This window comes from Bradyrhizobium sp. LB13.1, from assembly GCF_054056815.1.
Map to the genome: position 1 here is coordinate 6,629,893 of NZ_JBSRYQ010000001.1, position 15,813 is coordinate 6,645,705.

General features: G+C 63.8%; 9 protein-coding genes and 2 pseudogenes. 3 read left to right on the plus strand and 8 right to left on the minus strand.

Going from position 1 to position 15,813, the window contains the following annotated elements:
- Positions 1-13: 13 nt before the first annotated feature.
- From ACVWYI_RS32110 to ACVWYI_RS32145, 8 genes and pseudogenes are all read right to left on the minus strand, one after another.
- A complete protein-coding gene (locus tag ACVWYI_RS32110; protein ID WP_456664167.1) occupies positions 14-3,340 on the minus strand; it encodes an adenylate/guanylate cyclase domain-containing protein in 3,327 nt (1,108 codons plus the stop codon).
- Between the two features lie 330 nt (positions 3,341-3,670).
- Positions 3,671-4,186 (minus strand): hypothetical protein, encoded by a 516-nt coding sequence (locus ACVWYI_RS32115; protein ID WP_456664168.1) that lies wholly within the window; start codon positions 4,184-4,186, stop codon positions 3,671-3,673.
- Between the two features lie 505 nt (positions 4,187-4,691).
- A pseudogene (locus tag ACVWYI_RS32120) lies at positions 4,692-6,561 on the minus strand (ABC transporter ATP-binding protein).
- Positions 6,562-6,570: 9 nt separating this feature from the next.
- Positions 6,571-7,498 (minus strand): annotated as a pseudogene (locus ACVWYI_RS32125) (2-hydroxyacid dehydrogenase).
- A gap of 13 nt (positions 7,499-7,511) precedes the next feature.
- Positions 7,512-8,840, minus strand: a complete 1,329-nt coding sequence (locus tag ACVWYI_RS32130) for an NAD(P)/FAD-dependent oxidoreductase (RefSeq protein ID WP_456664169.1) — start codon at positions 8,838-8,840, stop codon at positions 7,512-7,514.
- Positions 8,841-8,892: 52 nt separating this feature from the next.
- Positions 8,893-9,768, minus strand: a complete 876-nt coding sequence (locus tag ACVWYI_RS32135) for an ABC transporter permease (protein WP_456664170.1) — start codon at positions 9,766-9,768, stop codon at positions 8,893-8,895.
- 3 nt (positions 9,769-9,771) lie between these two features.
- Positions 9,772-10,722, minus strand: coding sequence for an ABC transporter permease (locus tag ACVWYI_RS32140; RefSeq protein ID WP_247347852.1), 951 nt, complete (start codon positions 10,720-10,722; stop codon positions 9,772-9,774).
- A gap of 27 nt (positions 10,723-10,749) precedes the next feature.
- The gene (locus ACVWYI_RS32145) at positions 10,750-12,441 is read right to left on the minus strand and encodes a peptide ABC transporter substrate-binding protein (protein WP_456664171.1); all 1,692 of its coding nucleotides are present in this window, start codon (positions 12,439-12,441) and stop codon (positions 10,750-10,752) included.
- Positions 12,442-12,647: 206 nt separating this feature from the next.
- On the opposite strand from ACVWYI_RS32145, the gene ACVWYI_RS32150 reads away from it, so the two are divergent.
- From ACVWYI_RS32150 to ACVWYI_RS32160, 3 genes are all read left to right on the plus strand, one after another.
- Positions 12,648-13,280 (plus strand): helix-turn-helix domain-containing protein, encoded by a 633-nt coding sequence (locus ACVWYI_RS32150; RefSeq protein WP_456664172.1) that lies wholly within the window; start codon positions 12,648-12,650, stop codon positions 13,278-13,280.
- A 129-nt stretch (positions 13,281-13,409) separates the two neighbouring features.
- Positions 13,410-15,251: an ATP-binding protein gene (locus ACVWYI_RS32155; protein ID WP_456664173.1), complete on the plus strand. Its 1,842-nt coding sequence runs from the start codon at positions 13,410-13,412 to the stop codon at positions 15,249-15,251.
- A gap of 73 nt (positions 15,252-15,324) precedes the next feature.
- Positions 15,325-15,774 carry a cupin domain-containing protein gene (locus tag ACVWYI_RS32160; protein ID WP_247347856.1) on the plus strand — a complete coding sequence of 150 codons (450 nt, stop codon included), beginning with the start codon at positions 15,325-15,327 and terminating at the stop codon, positions 15,772-15,774.
- The last annotated feature ends 39 nt before the right edge of the window (positions 15,775-15,813 follow it).

Genomic DNA, 15,813 nt, shown 5'->3' on the forward strand with positions numbered 1-15,813 from the left:
GCGCCGCACGTGGCTAACGCTCTTGCTTGAGCAGCTCTTTCGCTTCTTCGACTTCGGGAAGATTTCGCTCCGCATCGAATTCAGCAAGGACGGGAGCGAGCACCTCGGATACCGCGCCCGCTCGGCCCTTTCTCTTGTGCAAGCGTGCGAGACCAAGGGCGCTGCGCAACTCGAAAGTCTTCGCCTGTTGGTGTCGTGCGATTTCCAGCGCTCGCTTGAGGGCATTTTCGGCACTGCATTCGTCAGGGTCATGGCGCGACAACAGTTCGCCGTAGACGCGATGCAGCTCGGCATCAAGCCAATGCTGACCGGATTGGCCCGCCCATGCGATCAATTCGCTCAAGATTTCCAGCCCGTTTTCGAGTTGACCCGACTCTGCGGCCGCCATGGCGACATGCATCCCCCAAAACGGTTCACAGAGATAGCAGTCATTCTCGTGCAGCAAGGTCCAGCCGCGGCGCATTTCCGTCAATCCGGTCGTTCGGTCGCCGGCGCGCCACTTGGCCAGGCCATTCAGGTAGGTGCCGGCGGCCACATACAGCGGCATCGTGTGGTCGCGAGCGAGACCGAGCGCCAGGATCGTCTCTGTTTGCTGCAACATGCCCCCGCATAGTCCGTCAAACACAGCGCGATGAACAAGCGCATTGGCCTGAGAGAGAGCCCGTTTTTCTCCTGAAGCACTCACCGCTTCGGCGGCGAGCCGGCGCGCGCGAGCGATCCTGCCAAGCGGCCAGAGCACTAGGGCAAGAAATCTCATGATCACGAACGGAAGATCCAGCGCCGAAGCCCTGAACGTCGCGGGATCCGGCTCGGCACCATAGGTATCCAGCGCCTGCTCAAGATGCACTCTCGCGTTCAAGTAGTCACCCCCGAACCAGCAGGTAACTCCGCCCGTCCAATGGGCTACGACGGCGGCCACCGGTGAGTCCGGTCGTCGGTCAACGGCGCTCCTGATGGCATCCGCCAGCTCCCGCATCGGAGCGAGTTCGCCGTGTGTCAGGCAGGCATTGAAGAGTCCCGAATGGACCGGCGCAAGTTCAACTGGATCATTGATGTCGGCTACGAACTGCCGAGCGCGCGTCCATGCGGCTACCGTTTCGGGAGCGCTGTGCCCGAGGCTGCCCCGTAGTGCGCGACCATAGGCGATTTGAAGATGGAGCCTGCTCATCATCCCGCGGGGCTCATCAGGCAACTCATCGGCGGTGGCAATCGCCTTGCCGAGATGTGCGATCGCCTCGGAATAGGCCGAGCGCTTCAGCGCCTGCTGTCCTGCCTTGCGCCACCACTCGTGGGCGACCCCGCTCAACCCCGCCTCAGTGAAGTGGTGTGCCAGAACTTCCGGCTCGGTCTCAGCGACGACTGGAAACTTTTCGCGCAGGACGTCGCCGATGCGGGTGTGCAGCACATGCCGTTTGCTCTTGAGCAGGCTCTCGTAGGCCGTTTCCTGAACGAGAGCGTGCTTGAAACTATAGTTTGCTTCGGGCGGAACCCCGCGACGCACCAGCAGTTCGGCCTCTTCGAGTTGCCCTAGCGCAGCACTCAGCGTCAGATCATCGCGTCCCGCCACATATTTCAGCAGCGCGTATGAGAAGTCGCGGCCGATGGCGGCGCCTATCTGCGCCACCTCCTTGACTGGAGCGAGCCGGTCGAGCCGCGCCATCAGCGAATCTTGCAGCGTCGCGGGAATAGCGAGCGGCGGGAGCGGACTATTGAGGCGATAGCGCCCGGCATCTTCGACGAGCAGCCCGGACTCGAGCACCATCTTGGTCAATTCCTCGACGAATAGCGGGATGCCATCCGTCTTGTCGATGATCTGCTTCATCATCTCGCGTGGCAGCTGGCGACCCACGGCCACCTGTTCGACCAGCGCGCGCGAGTCCTGCCGGTCGAGCCGGTCGAGCCGCAACAGACTGACGTTGGCAAGGCCCGACCATGAGGGCTCGAACTCCGGCCGGGATGTCATGAGCACGAGTATCGGCAGTCCCCTGATCCGATCGACCGCGAGATCGAACAGTTCAAGTGTCGTGGCATCGGCCCAATGCATATCCTCGCAGATAATCAGCAGGGGTTGCTCTCGCGCCAACCCCTCGAGCTGATCGAGAAGGGCGGCAAATGTCTGTCGCCGCTGCTGCGCCGGGCTCAAACCGAGCGGCGAACAATGGTCTCCGGTTGGAATCGAAAGGAGAGCCGCAATGAGCGGTGTCGCTCGGGCGACCTGCTGTGTTCCAAGCGCCAGCATTGCTTCGAGCTTGTCGAGCTTTTGCCCGCACGTATCGTGCGAGCGGATGCCGGCGGCGCGCTCGAGCTGCGCGACAAAGGGATGAAGCGCACTGTTGGTGTGGTAAGGCGAACACTGATATCGCACCCGACGGTGCGCGCCCAACGAGGGGCTTTCGGACAGCGTTGCGACAATGCGCGACTTGCCGATGCCCGCTTCGCCAGAAATCAATACCATCTGGCCCTGCCCCTGCCATGCCCGGCGCTGGCGCGAGAGAATGAATTCGATCTCGTCCTTGCGGCCAACAAAGCCGATCGAGCGCGCCGCGCGGACCGCCTCGAAGCGACTCTCGGATGCGGTCGCTCCCTCCACCGCCCAGACTGCGATGGGTTCGGCTATTCCCTTGACTTCACGGCGGCCGAGATTGCGAAAAGCGAAGAGATCACCAAGCAGCCGGCGCGTCGACGAAGCAACGACGACCGCCCCCGGCTCCGCCAGGCTCTGGAGCCGAGCAGCGAGGTTTGGTGTATCGCCGACGGTTGCGTGCTCCTCTGACGCATCTCCACTGATGAGGTCGCCGACCACCACAAGCCCGGTCGCAATTGCAATCCGCATTTCAACCCGTTCGTCAGCGCCTGTTTTGAGCTGCCGAATCGCGGCTATAGTGTCGAGCCCCGCTCGCACTGCGCGCTCCGCGTCATCCTCGTGGGCGCGAGGATAGCCGAAATAGACGAGTATTCCGTCGCCAACGAACCTGGCTATCCTGCCGTCATAAGCGGCAATGACTCTCGCGCAGGCCGCGCGGTAGGCCCGGATCACCTCCCACATATCCTCGGGATCGAGACGCGCCGAGAGCGCAGTCGAGCCGACCAGATCGCAAAACATGACGGTGAGATGGCGCCGCTCGGCGTCATGAGGAGGAGCCGGCGATGCGATCAACGCGGCTGGATCGAGGTCGGCAATAGCACGCAGCATTTTGCGGCGATGGCCGAGCAGGACTCCGAGCTTATCGAAGTCCTCGTCCATCAGTTCGGGAAGGACGTCGATGTCAATCCCATTTTGGACAAGACGCTCTGCGTATTGCCCAAGCCCCAGCTTCTCGAGCCACTCCGCAATCTGCATTGGCTCCACCGATCGTGTGGTTGGCGGTTAGCAGAATTTTTGGACCACGGCGCGCGGGGACAATATCCCAACACCACCATGATGGCACGTCTTGTTTGTCGCGCGATCATTTAGGTTGCTCAGTACCGGCACCGCTTCCAGGCAGGGACATTGCTCGATGCGAACGGCTGCGCTACTAAAAATCGTCACCACGCAGCGTTGGACGACAGAGGTTGCGATGAGTTGTCAGCCGTCAGCTACTCACTTTCAGACCTGAAGCCGAAACCAACACTGCGGCCTGTGCCCACGTCACGACGCCAAGCAGACGTTTTTCCGTGAGCACAGTTTTGTTCATTCCTTGCCCATGGACGCTTCGTAGTTGCGAGCCATCATCCCCGCCGCAACTTGAAGCGAAGAACCAACCACCCAACAGCCGGCAACAAAGCCTATCAGGCCATTGGGCAAGGTTTGATCAAGGACAAGGATGCTGACGGACAGAGTTGCAGCAATCGCGGCGCCGAACGTTCCGGCCGCACTCATGACCTCAGCCGCCTCGAAACCGTTCCATTCTTCCGAGATGCTCGAAATCGACCTCCGAGCGGCACTGCGGGACAAATCAATTCCGACATAATAGCTAAGAGCTCCGTACAGCATCGTTAGCAGCACGATCCAGCCGCTTTCAAACAGTCCGTCTTTCTGACGCAACAGGGTCGCACCCACATAGAGGCCGCAAGAGGCCCCAACGGCTGCGAGCCCAACTCTTTCAATAAGATGGGCCGATTTGATCAGACTGGAACGAGCGATCCGAAGATTGCCGGTTTGCTTCGTTACGGATAATGCGCTGGAAACTGCATTGCTAATCTTCATTGGAGTCTCCCTCTCAGGTAAGTAGCGGCCTACCGGCCGACCTCGAATAGAGGCTGCCTCGTGGACGTGCTTTGCGATTCCGTGGATTCCAAATTTCTGAAAGATCTGTGCTGAGTGATGGGGCTGGCTTGCTCATGAGCAAGACGAGAGCCAATCCAAAGCTGCGAGCTCGCCGCTTCGCAGGCATTGCATCTCACCCGTGTCTGTCAATTAGCTCCGGGTGCGGCAATTTCTTGTGGGAGTGATAGCTCAAAAAGAGAGTGATGGAATGTGAGACGGTTCACATACCGTGGTTTCCTGTCGCTCCATCCGGTCACAATTTCCGGAGGACGCCTCTGCATCGTCGCGACACCCGGGAGCGCGCAAGCAGGAGCTGAACGGCGCGGTCAACTCGCAAGCTGTCCCCGCATTTCGCCGACGTCAAATCTATCCGCCCTTGCTGTTTCGTGCACGTCAACTCATGAGGTTAGGCCGCGTCACCGGAAACGCACCGCGCCTGCGCGCCTCAGGCGGACCACTCCTCGCCCCAGACCTGGACGACGTGACCCGGCGACACTTCGCGATATTGCCGAACCGGCGGCTGGTAGTCGGGCGCGCGCACGGGGCTTCTGATCTCGTCGTTCGAGGCCTCGCGCCGGGTGCCGCGGCGCGCTGGATCGGGCACCGGCACGGCCGCCATCAGCTTCTTCGTATAGGGGTGCTGCGGATTGCCGAACAATGCCGCGCGCGGGCCGGTCTCGACGATCTCGCCGAGATACATCACCGCGACGCGATGGCTCATGCGCTCGACCACCGCGATGTCGTGGGAAATGAAGAGATAAGCAAGCCCCATGCTGGCCTGAAGATCGAGCATCAGATTGACGACCTGCGCCTTGACCGAAACGTCGAGCGCCGAGACCGCCTCGTCCGCGACGATCAGCTTCGGTCCGAGCGCAAGCGCGCGTGCGATGCAGATGCGCTGGCGCTGGCCGCCGGAGAATTCGTGCGGAAAACGTGCGGCCATGTCGGCGGTGAGGCCGACGCGCACGAGCAAATCGGCGACCTTCTCGCGCGCCTGCGACGCCGTGGCGAGCCCGTTGGCGAGCAAGGGAGCCGCGATCGCCGTTCCCACCGACATGCGCGGATTGAGGCTCGCGAACGGATCCTGAAACACGATCTGCATCTGCTTGCGGAAGTCGCGCAAGGTGCGGGCATTCATGGCCAGCACATCCTGCCCGTCGATCAGAACGGTGCCGCTGTCCGGCTCCGTCAGCTTGAGGATGGAACGGCCCGTCGTCGACTTGCCGCAGCCGGATTCGCCGACCAGCGCCAGCGTCTCGCCGGCACGCAAGGTGAAGGAAATGTTCTCGACCGCATGGACGCGGCCCGAGACTTTGCCGAACAGGCCCGAACGGATCGGAAAGCGCGTGGTGAGGTTGGCGACTTCGAGCAGCGGGCGCTCGGCGGTCGAGACCGTATCGGGTGTCTCCGCCGGGTCGTCCGAGGTCCCCGTCACCTTGTCGACGATCGGAAACCGCATCGGCCGCACGCGTCCATCCATGGAGCCGAGGCGCGGCACAGCGGCGAGTAGTGCCCCTTGTATAGGGGTGCGAGGGGGCTGCGAAGATGCGCGAGGTCGCGTCGGTCTCCACCGCCTGGCCGCCATACATCACCACGGTGCGGTCCGCGATCTCGGCGACCACGCCCATGTCGTGGGTGATGAAGAGGATCGACATCCCCTCCTCGTTCTGGAGCTCCTTCAACAGCTCCAGGATCTGCGCCTGAATGGTGACGTCGAGCGCAGTGGTCGGCTCGTCGGCGATCAGGAGTTTCGGCTTGCAGGCCAGCGCCATCGCGATCATCACGCGCTGCCGCATACCGCCGGAGAAGCGATGCGGATGTTCGTGGAAGCGCGATTTTGCCGCGGGAATGCGAACACGATCGAGCAAGCGGATGGTCTCGGCCTCCGCCGCCGCGCGCGACAGGCCGCGGTGCTGGATCAGCGCTTCCGCAATCTGGAAGCCGATGGTGAGCACCGGATTGAGGCTCGTCATCGGCTCCTGAAAGATCATGGCGATTTCGTTGCCACGAACATCCTTCATGCTGCTCTCGGGCAGCGTCAGTAGATCGCGACCGGCAAGCCGGACGCTGCCTTCGACGCGGCCGTTCTCCTTCGGAATGAGCCGCATGATCGAGAGTGCAGTGACGCTCTTGCCGGAACCGGACTCACCGACGATAGCCACGGTCTCCTTGGGAGAGACATCGAACGATACATTGCGGACGACCGGACTCCATTGCCGCTCGCGCAGGAAGGACGTGGTGAGGCCTGAGACCGACAGCACCGGCGCCTGCGCGTCGGCAACGACGTGGTCGGGTATGCTTGCGCCCATGCTCATGCCGATGTCCTAATAGCCACGACTACGGTCGACACGCCCAGGCAAATCCTCGCCGCGGCGGTGGCGTTCGATCACGTCGAGCACGAAATCGACCGCCGTATCTGGCGTCGTCATGCTGGCATTATGCGGCGTCAGCAGGATGCGCGGGTGGCTCCAGAACGGATGCCCCGCAGGCAGCGGCTCCGGCTCGGCGACATCGAGGACGGCGCCGGACAACGCACCGCTGTCGAGCGCTGCGAGAAAATCGGCTTCGACCAGATGCGGGCCACGCCCGACATTGACGAGGAACGCGCCGCGCGGCAGGCGCGCGAACAGGTCGGCGTTCAGGATGCCGCGGGTCTCGTCGGTCAAAGGCAGCAGGCAGACGAGAATGTCGGCCTGCGCAAGGAAATCCGGCAGCGCATCCGCGCCCGCATAGCAGGTCACGCCCTCGATCTCGCGCGGTGAGCGGTTCCAGCCGAGAAGCGGAAAGTCGAACGTCTTGAGGCGCTCGAGCACGGCCTGGCCAAGCCGGCCGAGACCCATCACGCCGACACGACGACGCCTGGCCGGTGTGATCCGGATCTCGCGCCAGACCTGCTCCTTCTGCTGGGCGATGAAGTCCAGGAGATTGCGATGCAGGGCGAGCACAGCCATGGTGACATATTCGACCATGGTTTCGGCGATGCCGGGCTCCAGCATGCGCACCAACGGAATGTGCCGGCGGAATTTTTGACGCGTCGAACTGGTCCACGCCCGCACCGACCGAGAAGACGAGCTCGACATTAGGGAAAGTCGTCGCGATGTCATCCGGTGGCACCCACGCCACGAGATAGCGGACGTCAGCGGGATCGCCGATGTCGGGCCAGAGCCGGAACGGCACATCAGGCGCGCGCTGGGCGAAGAAGCGCGCCCACTCCTCACCGCGAACCATATTGGCCTTGTAGAGAACCGTCATGCGGCCAAAACTCTCAAAACGGGCTGACCGGCGCGAGCCGCCGGCCGTCGATCAGGCGCTTGTGGCTGTACGCCGCAGGATCGACCAGCGGCGTCGCGCCCGTCACGATGTCGGCGGCCAGCTTGCCCGCCGCGGGGCCGATGCCGAAGCCATGGCCGGAGAAACCGGTGGCGAGGAAGAAGCCCGGCAAGGCGTCGACCGGCGAAATCACCGGAATGGTATCCGGCGTACAGTCGATCGTGCCGCCCCAGGCTTCCGCGATCTCAACGTCCTTCAGTTCCGGATTCGATTTGATCAGCGAAGCCAGCGCCGCATTGACCAGCGACATGTCGGGCGCGGGGTCACGGACACGCTCGGTCTCGAACGGCGACGGCTTGTCCAGGCTCCAGTCCGTGCCGCGCATGAGTTGATCGAAGAACGACTTGCCGAGCGACAGTTTCAACCCGTTCTTGCGGTGCAGGTAGGTCGGCCAGAAGGTCAGCGCATAGCGGAACAGGTCGGGCGACAGTTCAACCGTGCCGCGGTTGCGCAGCGCCAAGGTGAAACCGCCGTCAAGGCGGCGGCGGATGCAGTAGAGATCGGTGCCGAGCGCGCCGGAGGTGATCTCCGGTCCCGGCGTAGTCCGGCATGCGGTGGCGTTGACGAGGCCGATCGGCAGCTCGATGCCGTGGCGCCGGCAGAACAGCGATGACCACGCCCCTCCGGACAGCAGTACCGATTGCGTGCGAACGGTGCCCTTCTCGGTGACGACGGCGCTGACCCGTCCACCCTGCGTTTCCAGTCCGCGCGCGGCGCAGCCCTGATGGAGGGTGACGCCGTGTTTTCGCGCGGCGGTCGCGAGCGCGGGCACAGCCATCGACGGCTCGGCGCGCCCGTCGCTCGGCGTGTGCAGGCCGCCGACCCATTTCTCGGAATTACCGGGCAGGCGCTCGGCGACCTCGGCCGGCGTCAGGACCGTCGAGTGCACCTGCATCTCGCGCGCCGTTGCGGCCCATCGCTCCCAGCTGGCGAGCTCATCCTTGCTCTTGGTCAGGAACAGCACGCCGGTGCGGCGGAAGCCGGCATCGACGCCGGCATCGTTCTGCATGTCTTCCCACAGGCGCAGCGCCTCGCGGGCAAGAGGAATTTCTTCACGCGCGCGACCCTGCTGGCGGCACCAGCCCCAATTGCGGCTCGACTGCTCACCGCCGACATGTCCCTTCTCGACCAGGGCGACGGAGAGGCCCTTCTTCGCTAGATGATAGGCCGCGGAGACGCCGATGACGCCGCCGCCGATGACGACGACGTCCGCCTGCGCCGGCAGGCGCTCGTCGCTGTTTATGCAGGTGAGCGGCGGGGACATGAGACACTCCTTAACATCAGCCTGGACTTCAATTCGATCGAGATCTTGCTCGTCATGGGATGTTCATTCGCGGATCGAGCGCGTCGCGCAGGCCGTCGCCGAGGAAGTTGAAGCTCGTCACGGCAAGCGTGATCGCGAGGCCCGGCGCGATCGCGAGCCAGGGCGCGCTGGTGAGATAGATCTGCGCGTTGTTGAGCATGTTGCCCCAGCTCGCGGCAGGCGGCTGGATGCCGTAACCGAGATAGCTGACATAGGATTCGAGCAGGATCGCCTTGGCGACGTTCAACGTCGCCGCCACCATGATCGGCGCCATCGCATTCGGCACAAGCTCGCGGAACATGATGCGCATGTTCGACGAGCCGAAGGCGAGAGCCGCGACCGCAAACTCGCGCTCGCGCAGCGAACGCACCTGGGCCTCCACGACGCGGGCAACGGCCATCCAGGCGGTCGCCGCAATCAGCACGGTGGTGGTGACAAGGCCCGGCTCGGTGAGCGCCGCGAGCGCAAGCAGCAGGAAGATCGTCGGAAAGCATAATACCGCGTCGACGAGCCGCATCAGTACCGCGCCGATCACGCCGCCATAGAAGCCGGCAAAGGCGCCGACCACGATGCCGACCGCCATCGCGATCACCATCGCGACGATGCCGATCGCAAGCGACACGCGCCCGCCCATCATCAGCCGCGCCAGCACGTCACGGCCGAGCTCGTCCGTGCCGAGGATGTGCGCGCCCGAAAACGGCGGCGCGAACCGCTTCATGATGTCGATATAGGTGTCGTCGAACGGTAGCAGATACGGGCCGAATGCCGAGCCGAGGATGAGAACCAGAATGATCACCGCGCCCGCGAGCGCGAGGCGATGCCGGCGGAATCGCCGCCACGCGGCATGGCCGGGTGCGAGCTGGACGGTGGAGAGGGCTGCAGTCGCCATCGTCTAGCCCACCCGGATGCGCGGATCGACGACGGCATAAAAGATGTCGGCGAGCAGCGAGCCGATCAGCACCATCGTCGCCGAGAACATCAGGATGCCCATTACCACGGGATAGTCGCGATAGCCGATGGAATCGAGGAACAGCCGACCCATGCCCGGCCAGGTGAATACGGTCTCGGCGACCAGCGCGCCACCGAGCAGCGTCGGAAACTGGAGGCCGGCCACCGTGATCATCGGCAGCAGCGCGTTGCGCAGGGCGTGAACGGTGAGGATACGCCATTCCGGCATGCCTTTCGCACGCGCGGTGCGGATGTAGTCCTGGTTGATCACCTCTAACATCGAGGAGCGCATGAAGCGGCCCCACATCGCGGTCTCGACCAGCGCCAGTACCAGCGCCGGCGCAATCAGATGATGCAGCAGGTCGAGGAAGGAGCCGTCGCCGACGGTCTCGCGATTGCCGGACGGCAGCCAGCCGAGCTTCACCGAGAACACGTAGATGGTGACGAGGCCGAACCAGAAGGTCGGGATCGACAGCGCGATCATGGCGCCGACGGTTGCGAGCGTATCGAACAGCGAGTAGCGGCGGAGCGCTCCAAGCACGCCGATCCAGCAGCCAAGCAAGACCGCGATGATCGTCGCCGTCGCCATCAGCTCCATGGTGGCACCGAGATGCGAGGAGATCACCGACAGCACGGCCTCGCCGTCGCGGTAGGAGCGACCCCAGTCGCCTTTCAGCATACGACCGAACCAGTCGAGATACTGGATCGGAAGCGGACGATCGAGCCCGAGCTGGCTGGTGACGCGATCGAGATCCTCCTGCGTCATCTGCGCGGAGGCCGCAAATTGCGAGAGCGGGCCGCCGGGCGCCAGATGCAGGATGGCGAAGCCGATCGCTGAGACGATCACCAGCAGCATGATCGCCTGCGCCAGGCGATTGGCGACGTAACGGGCCATCTCAGGCGATCCCGCGGATCGGATGCATCAGGCCCAATACCACTCGCGGATGTTCCAACAGTTGATCGACATGTTGATGTTGGGGCGGAAACCCTGGAGCCCTTCCTTCACGCCTTCCGCGATGAAGCCCTGGAACAGCGGCAGGATGGCGAGATCGTTGCGGATGAGCTTTTGCAGCTCGCCATAGGTTGTCTTGCGCTGCGCCAGATCGAACTGCCTGGCGCCTTCGGCGAGAAGCCGATCCGCTTCCGGGCTCTGGTACTGATAGGTGTTGTAGCCGCGGCCGCCTTTGGCGGGAATGGCGCCGGAGCCGAAGCGCGGCGTCACATCGGGGTCGCTGCCCAGCATGAAGTTCACCCCCACGATCACCGAGTTGAACTTCGACTGCTGCCAGAAGTCGCCCCAGATTACCGCCGCCGGCATGTTGTTGACGCGCATCGCGGCGCCGATCGCACGCCAATCCTGGATCAGGAGCTGCTGGGTCTGCTCGCGCACGGCGTTGCCGGATGTGGTCGAGTTGGCGAATTCGAGCTTGACGCCACCCTTCTCGCGCACGCCGCCGGCGCCGCGAACCCATCCCGCGGCATCGAGCAGCGCATTGGCCTTGGCAGGATCATATTTGTGCTGCGGCAGGCCCTGCTGGAACGACCAGGCCTGCTGCGGCACGAAACTCTCGGTTTGCGTCGGCAGGCCGTAATTCAGCGCATCGATGATCGCCTGCTTGTTGATGGCGAGATACAAAGCTTCGCGCACCGTGCGGTCGGCGAACGCACCAAACTCCAGATTGGGCGCGATGTGCTCCACCGAGGATGTCGCGGAGACGAAGATCTTGCGCCCCTTCAGCGTCTTCGCCTCCTGGACGAAGTTCGGCAAAATGCCTTGCAGGCCGGTGTAATCGACCTGGCCGGTGCGGAACTGGGTGTAGAGGACGGTGAGGTCCGGAATGTACTTGAACACCACGCGCTCAACGTAGGGTCCCTTGCCGTGGTAGCCGGCATGAGCATTCAAGAGGATGTGGTCGCCCGGCACACGCTCGCCCCAGCGGAACGGCCCGGTGCCGACAGGCGCATTGTGGAACGGCGAGGCGTTCGGATCCGACAGCTTTTCCAGGATGTGCTTGGGTACGATGAAGGTCAGCGCGCCCAGGATCGACATATAAGGCGAATAGGCCGTCTCCATCCGCCAATGGATCTCGTCGGGCGCGACGACCTTGATGTCCTTCACGAGGTTATGGCCGACGCGGCTGCGGGCGCGGAAATCAGGATTGTTGATCAGTTCGAGCGAGAATTTTACGTCCTCGGCCGTGAACGGCGTGCCGTCATGCCACTTCACGTCGCTACGCAGCTTGATCTTCCAGGTCAGGCCGTCGGCCGACAGGCCGCCATTCGCGATGGTCGGGACTTCGCGCGCGAGGTCGGGAACGAAGGTGCCGTCGGGATCGATGAACCAGAGCGGCGAGAACACCTGCCACCAGATGCCCTGGTCGACCTCGATGCCCGGCATCAGGGGATGAAAGACCGTTGGCTCCTGCGATAGCGCCGCGATCACCTGTCCGCGCGGCTTGTCCGGCGGATTGGTCGGGCGTTCGGTCTGCGCAAATGCGTGGCCTGGAAGCGTCCATCCCGCCGCGGCGCCCGCGCCGAGCTGAAAGAGCTGACGGCGATTCGGAACGCCGAGATGCAGTGCTCCAACGCCGAACTTCCCGGTGTCGTCCGCCATGACCACTCTCCGTTTTCGCACGCGGCACCGTCTCCCGCGCCCCCAAGACCCCGGCAAAGGGACAGGAGTGGGCTTTAGTGCTTCTAAATTTTTCTATCAAAAGTTCATCACGACTAAATACAGCTGTCAATCACATTGCTAGGATGCGCGACCTTTTCACGCCGCCGGACCATTTTTGGCGGCGACCCAATGCATGGGAGAGCGACATGGATGGTCGCGGCGACACGAACGGTCCGAAGGACGCCCCGGCGCTCGAGGCCGACGATGCGATCGACCAGCGCCTCGGCGAGACCGTGCGGCTGCTGCGTCAGCGTGCCGGGCTGTCGATCCAGGACGTCGCCAACAAGACCGGCCTCTCCAACGGCATGATCAGCCAGCTCGAGCGCGCGCGCGCCATGCCGTCGATACGCACGCTGCGCCTGCTCAGCATCGCGCTCGACGTCCCGATCTCCTATTTCTTCGAGACCACCGATCCCGCCGACGTGCAACGCTACATCGTGCGCAAGAACGGCCGGCGCCTGCTGCGGCTCACCGCCAGCGGCGTCGTCAAGGAGGCGCTGACGCCGGCCGACAAAGGCCAGCTCGAACTCTATGAGCTCACGCTCAATCCCGGCGCCTCGTCCGGCACCGACTTCCTGCAGCACACCGGCGAGAAGGCGGGCTATATCCTCTCGGGCAGCCTGCGGCTGTGGCTCGACAACCAGGCCCATCTGCTCGAAGCCGGCGACAGCTTTCGCTTTCCGAGTATCGTGCCGCACATGTTCGACAACCCGACCCAGCAGACCGCGCGCGTGATCTGGGTGACGACGCTGCGCCAGACCGATTCTCCGGCAGGTTGAGGCGCCGCTGCCCGGCACCACCGCAAATTGCCCCTCGACGGCGGCGGACGGAATCTGTAGCTCACGAGGAGCCGGACTCATTGACAGGGTGGACGCGAGGGTCCGCGACTGACGCGTTGGTGTGAGACCATGAAACTCAGGGGGCTACTGACACTCGCGATGGTCGCGCAGGTGGTCGTGACTGCGGCGGCCCTCCTCGCCTCCTATGCCGTGACCGGAACGGGGTTCGGCACGGCCCAGCTCATCGCCCTGCTCGCAAGCGGTCTCGTTGCGGTGCTGATCGCGCGGCTCTGCACGCGCACGATCGCGACGTTGCAGGACAAGCGCATTGCCGCACGACTGGCCGAGCAAGCGCAGGCCAGCGCGCAAATCACCCAGGCCGTCATCAAGACCGCGCTCGATGCCTTCGTTCAAACCGACGCGAACGGTATCGTCCTGGAGTGGAGCATTCAGGCCGAAGCCTTGACCGGTTGGACACGCAAGGAGGCGCTCGGCACGGACGTCGTCAACCTCCTCGTCGCCGAGCCGCTACGCGACGGCTTCAGGCAACGCATGATGCGGCTGCTGCCGGAACTGTCGGATGCGCCGATCGGCATCCGGTTCGAAGCGACCCTGCTGCACCGGAACGGCGACGAGATCCTGATCGAGGCGTCCAGCACGGCGCTCCAGCTCGGGGGACGCACCCTCATCAACAATTTCGTCAAGGACGTCACCCAGAAGCGTGCCGCCGAGGAGCAGCTGATCCAGGCCCAGAAGATGGAGGCGGTCGGCCAGCTCACCGGCGGCATCGCGCACGAGTTCAACAACATGCTCACCGTGATCACGGGCACGATCGAGATCCTCGCCGACGCCGTGAAGGACAATCCGCCGCTCGCGACCGTCACCAAACTGATCAGCGAAGCCGCCGACCGCGGTGCCGCGCTGACGTCGAGCCTGTTGTCCTTTGCCCGCAAGCAGGCGCTCAAGCCGGCCGAGATCGACGTCAACAAACTGCTTGAAGAGCTCGCGAAGCTGCTGCTGGCAACCTTCGACAAGAAGATCGAGATCATAACCCGGCTTGACGGCAAGATATGGCTCGCCCTGGTCGATCGCGGCCAATTGAGCTCGGCGCTGCTCAATCTCGCGATCAACGCCCGCGACGCAATGCTGGATGGCGGCCGACTGACACTGACGACGCGCAACGTCGTGTTCGGCGTCCGCGAGGCCGTGGCGGTCGGGGCCGGCTATGCCGGTGACTATGTCGAGATCGAGATCGCCGACACCGGCACCGGCATTCCGCGGGCCATTCTGGAGCGGATCTTCGATCCCTTCTTCTCGACCAAGGACGTCGGCAAGGGCACGGGGCTCGGGCTCAGCATGGTGTTCGGTTTCGTCAAGCAATCCGGCGGCGGCATCAAGGTCTCGTCCGAACAAGGTCGCGGCACGATTTTCACGATCTACCTGCCGAAGGCGGAGGCGAGCACGCTTCGCCCGGCCGGCTATGACGAGCGCAAAGTCGTGGGCGGGACTGAGACCATCCTTTGCGTCGAGGACGACCGCGACGTCCGCCAATATGTCACGGTCCAGCTCGAAAGCCTCGGCTACAAGGTCATCCCCGCCGCCAATGCGGCCGAGGCGCTCGCCATCGCAGCCGAAGGCACGCCATTCGATCTGCTCTTCACCGACATCGTGATGGCCGGCAGCTTGAATGGACGAGAGCTCGCCGACGAGATGGTGGCAGCGCGCCCCTCGCTGCGGGTGCTGTTCACGTCGGGCTATGCCTACGACTCGCTGCATGCGCAGGGACGCGCCACCATGGGCGCGCCGCTTCTGACAAAGCCCTACCGCAAGGCCGAGCTCGCGCGCATGCTGCGCCGCTCCCTCGACACCGCCGTCGACACGGCTGGCGATCCGATCCCGACGCCCTATTCGGTGCAGGCCGATGTCGAAGGCTTTCTGCGCAAGCAGGCGGCTGAACGCGACGGGCGCTAGTGCAGCGGAATGGATGGACAGCGCGCGATAGCTGCGCAAAACTCATCCCAGACATATCCATTGGAGACGAGCCATGACGTCACTCGAAAAAGGCATCACCGCGAACGGCACGGGCTATGGCGGCAAGACCTGGAACATTCTGGGCCAGGTCTATTTCCCGAAGGCCGTCACCGAGTCCACCTTCGCGTTCGAGACCAACAGCGAGCCGGGCCAATTCGTGCCGGTGCACATCCACCCGACCCAGGACGAATTCATCCTGGTGCAGGAAGGCACGCTCGACCTCAAGCTCGACGGCAAATGGGTGAAGGCCCATGCCGGCGACCTCGTGCGCCTGCCGCGCGGCATCCCGCACGGCTATTTCAACAAATCCGACAAACCGGCCCGCGCGTTGTTCTGGGTCTCGCCGATGCAGAAGCTGGAGGCGCTGTTCAACCAGCTCCATGACCTGACCGACCCGGCCGAGGTCGTGCGCATCTCGGCGCTGCACGAGGTCGACTTCCTGCCGCCCGAAGCCAATGACTAGGCTACGATCCCCCGACAGACGAATCGTTGGGGAACCGGC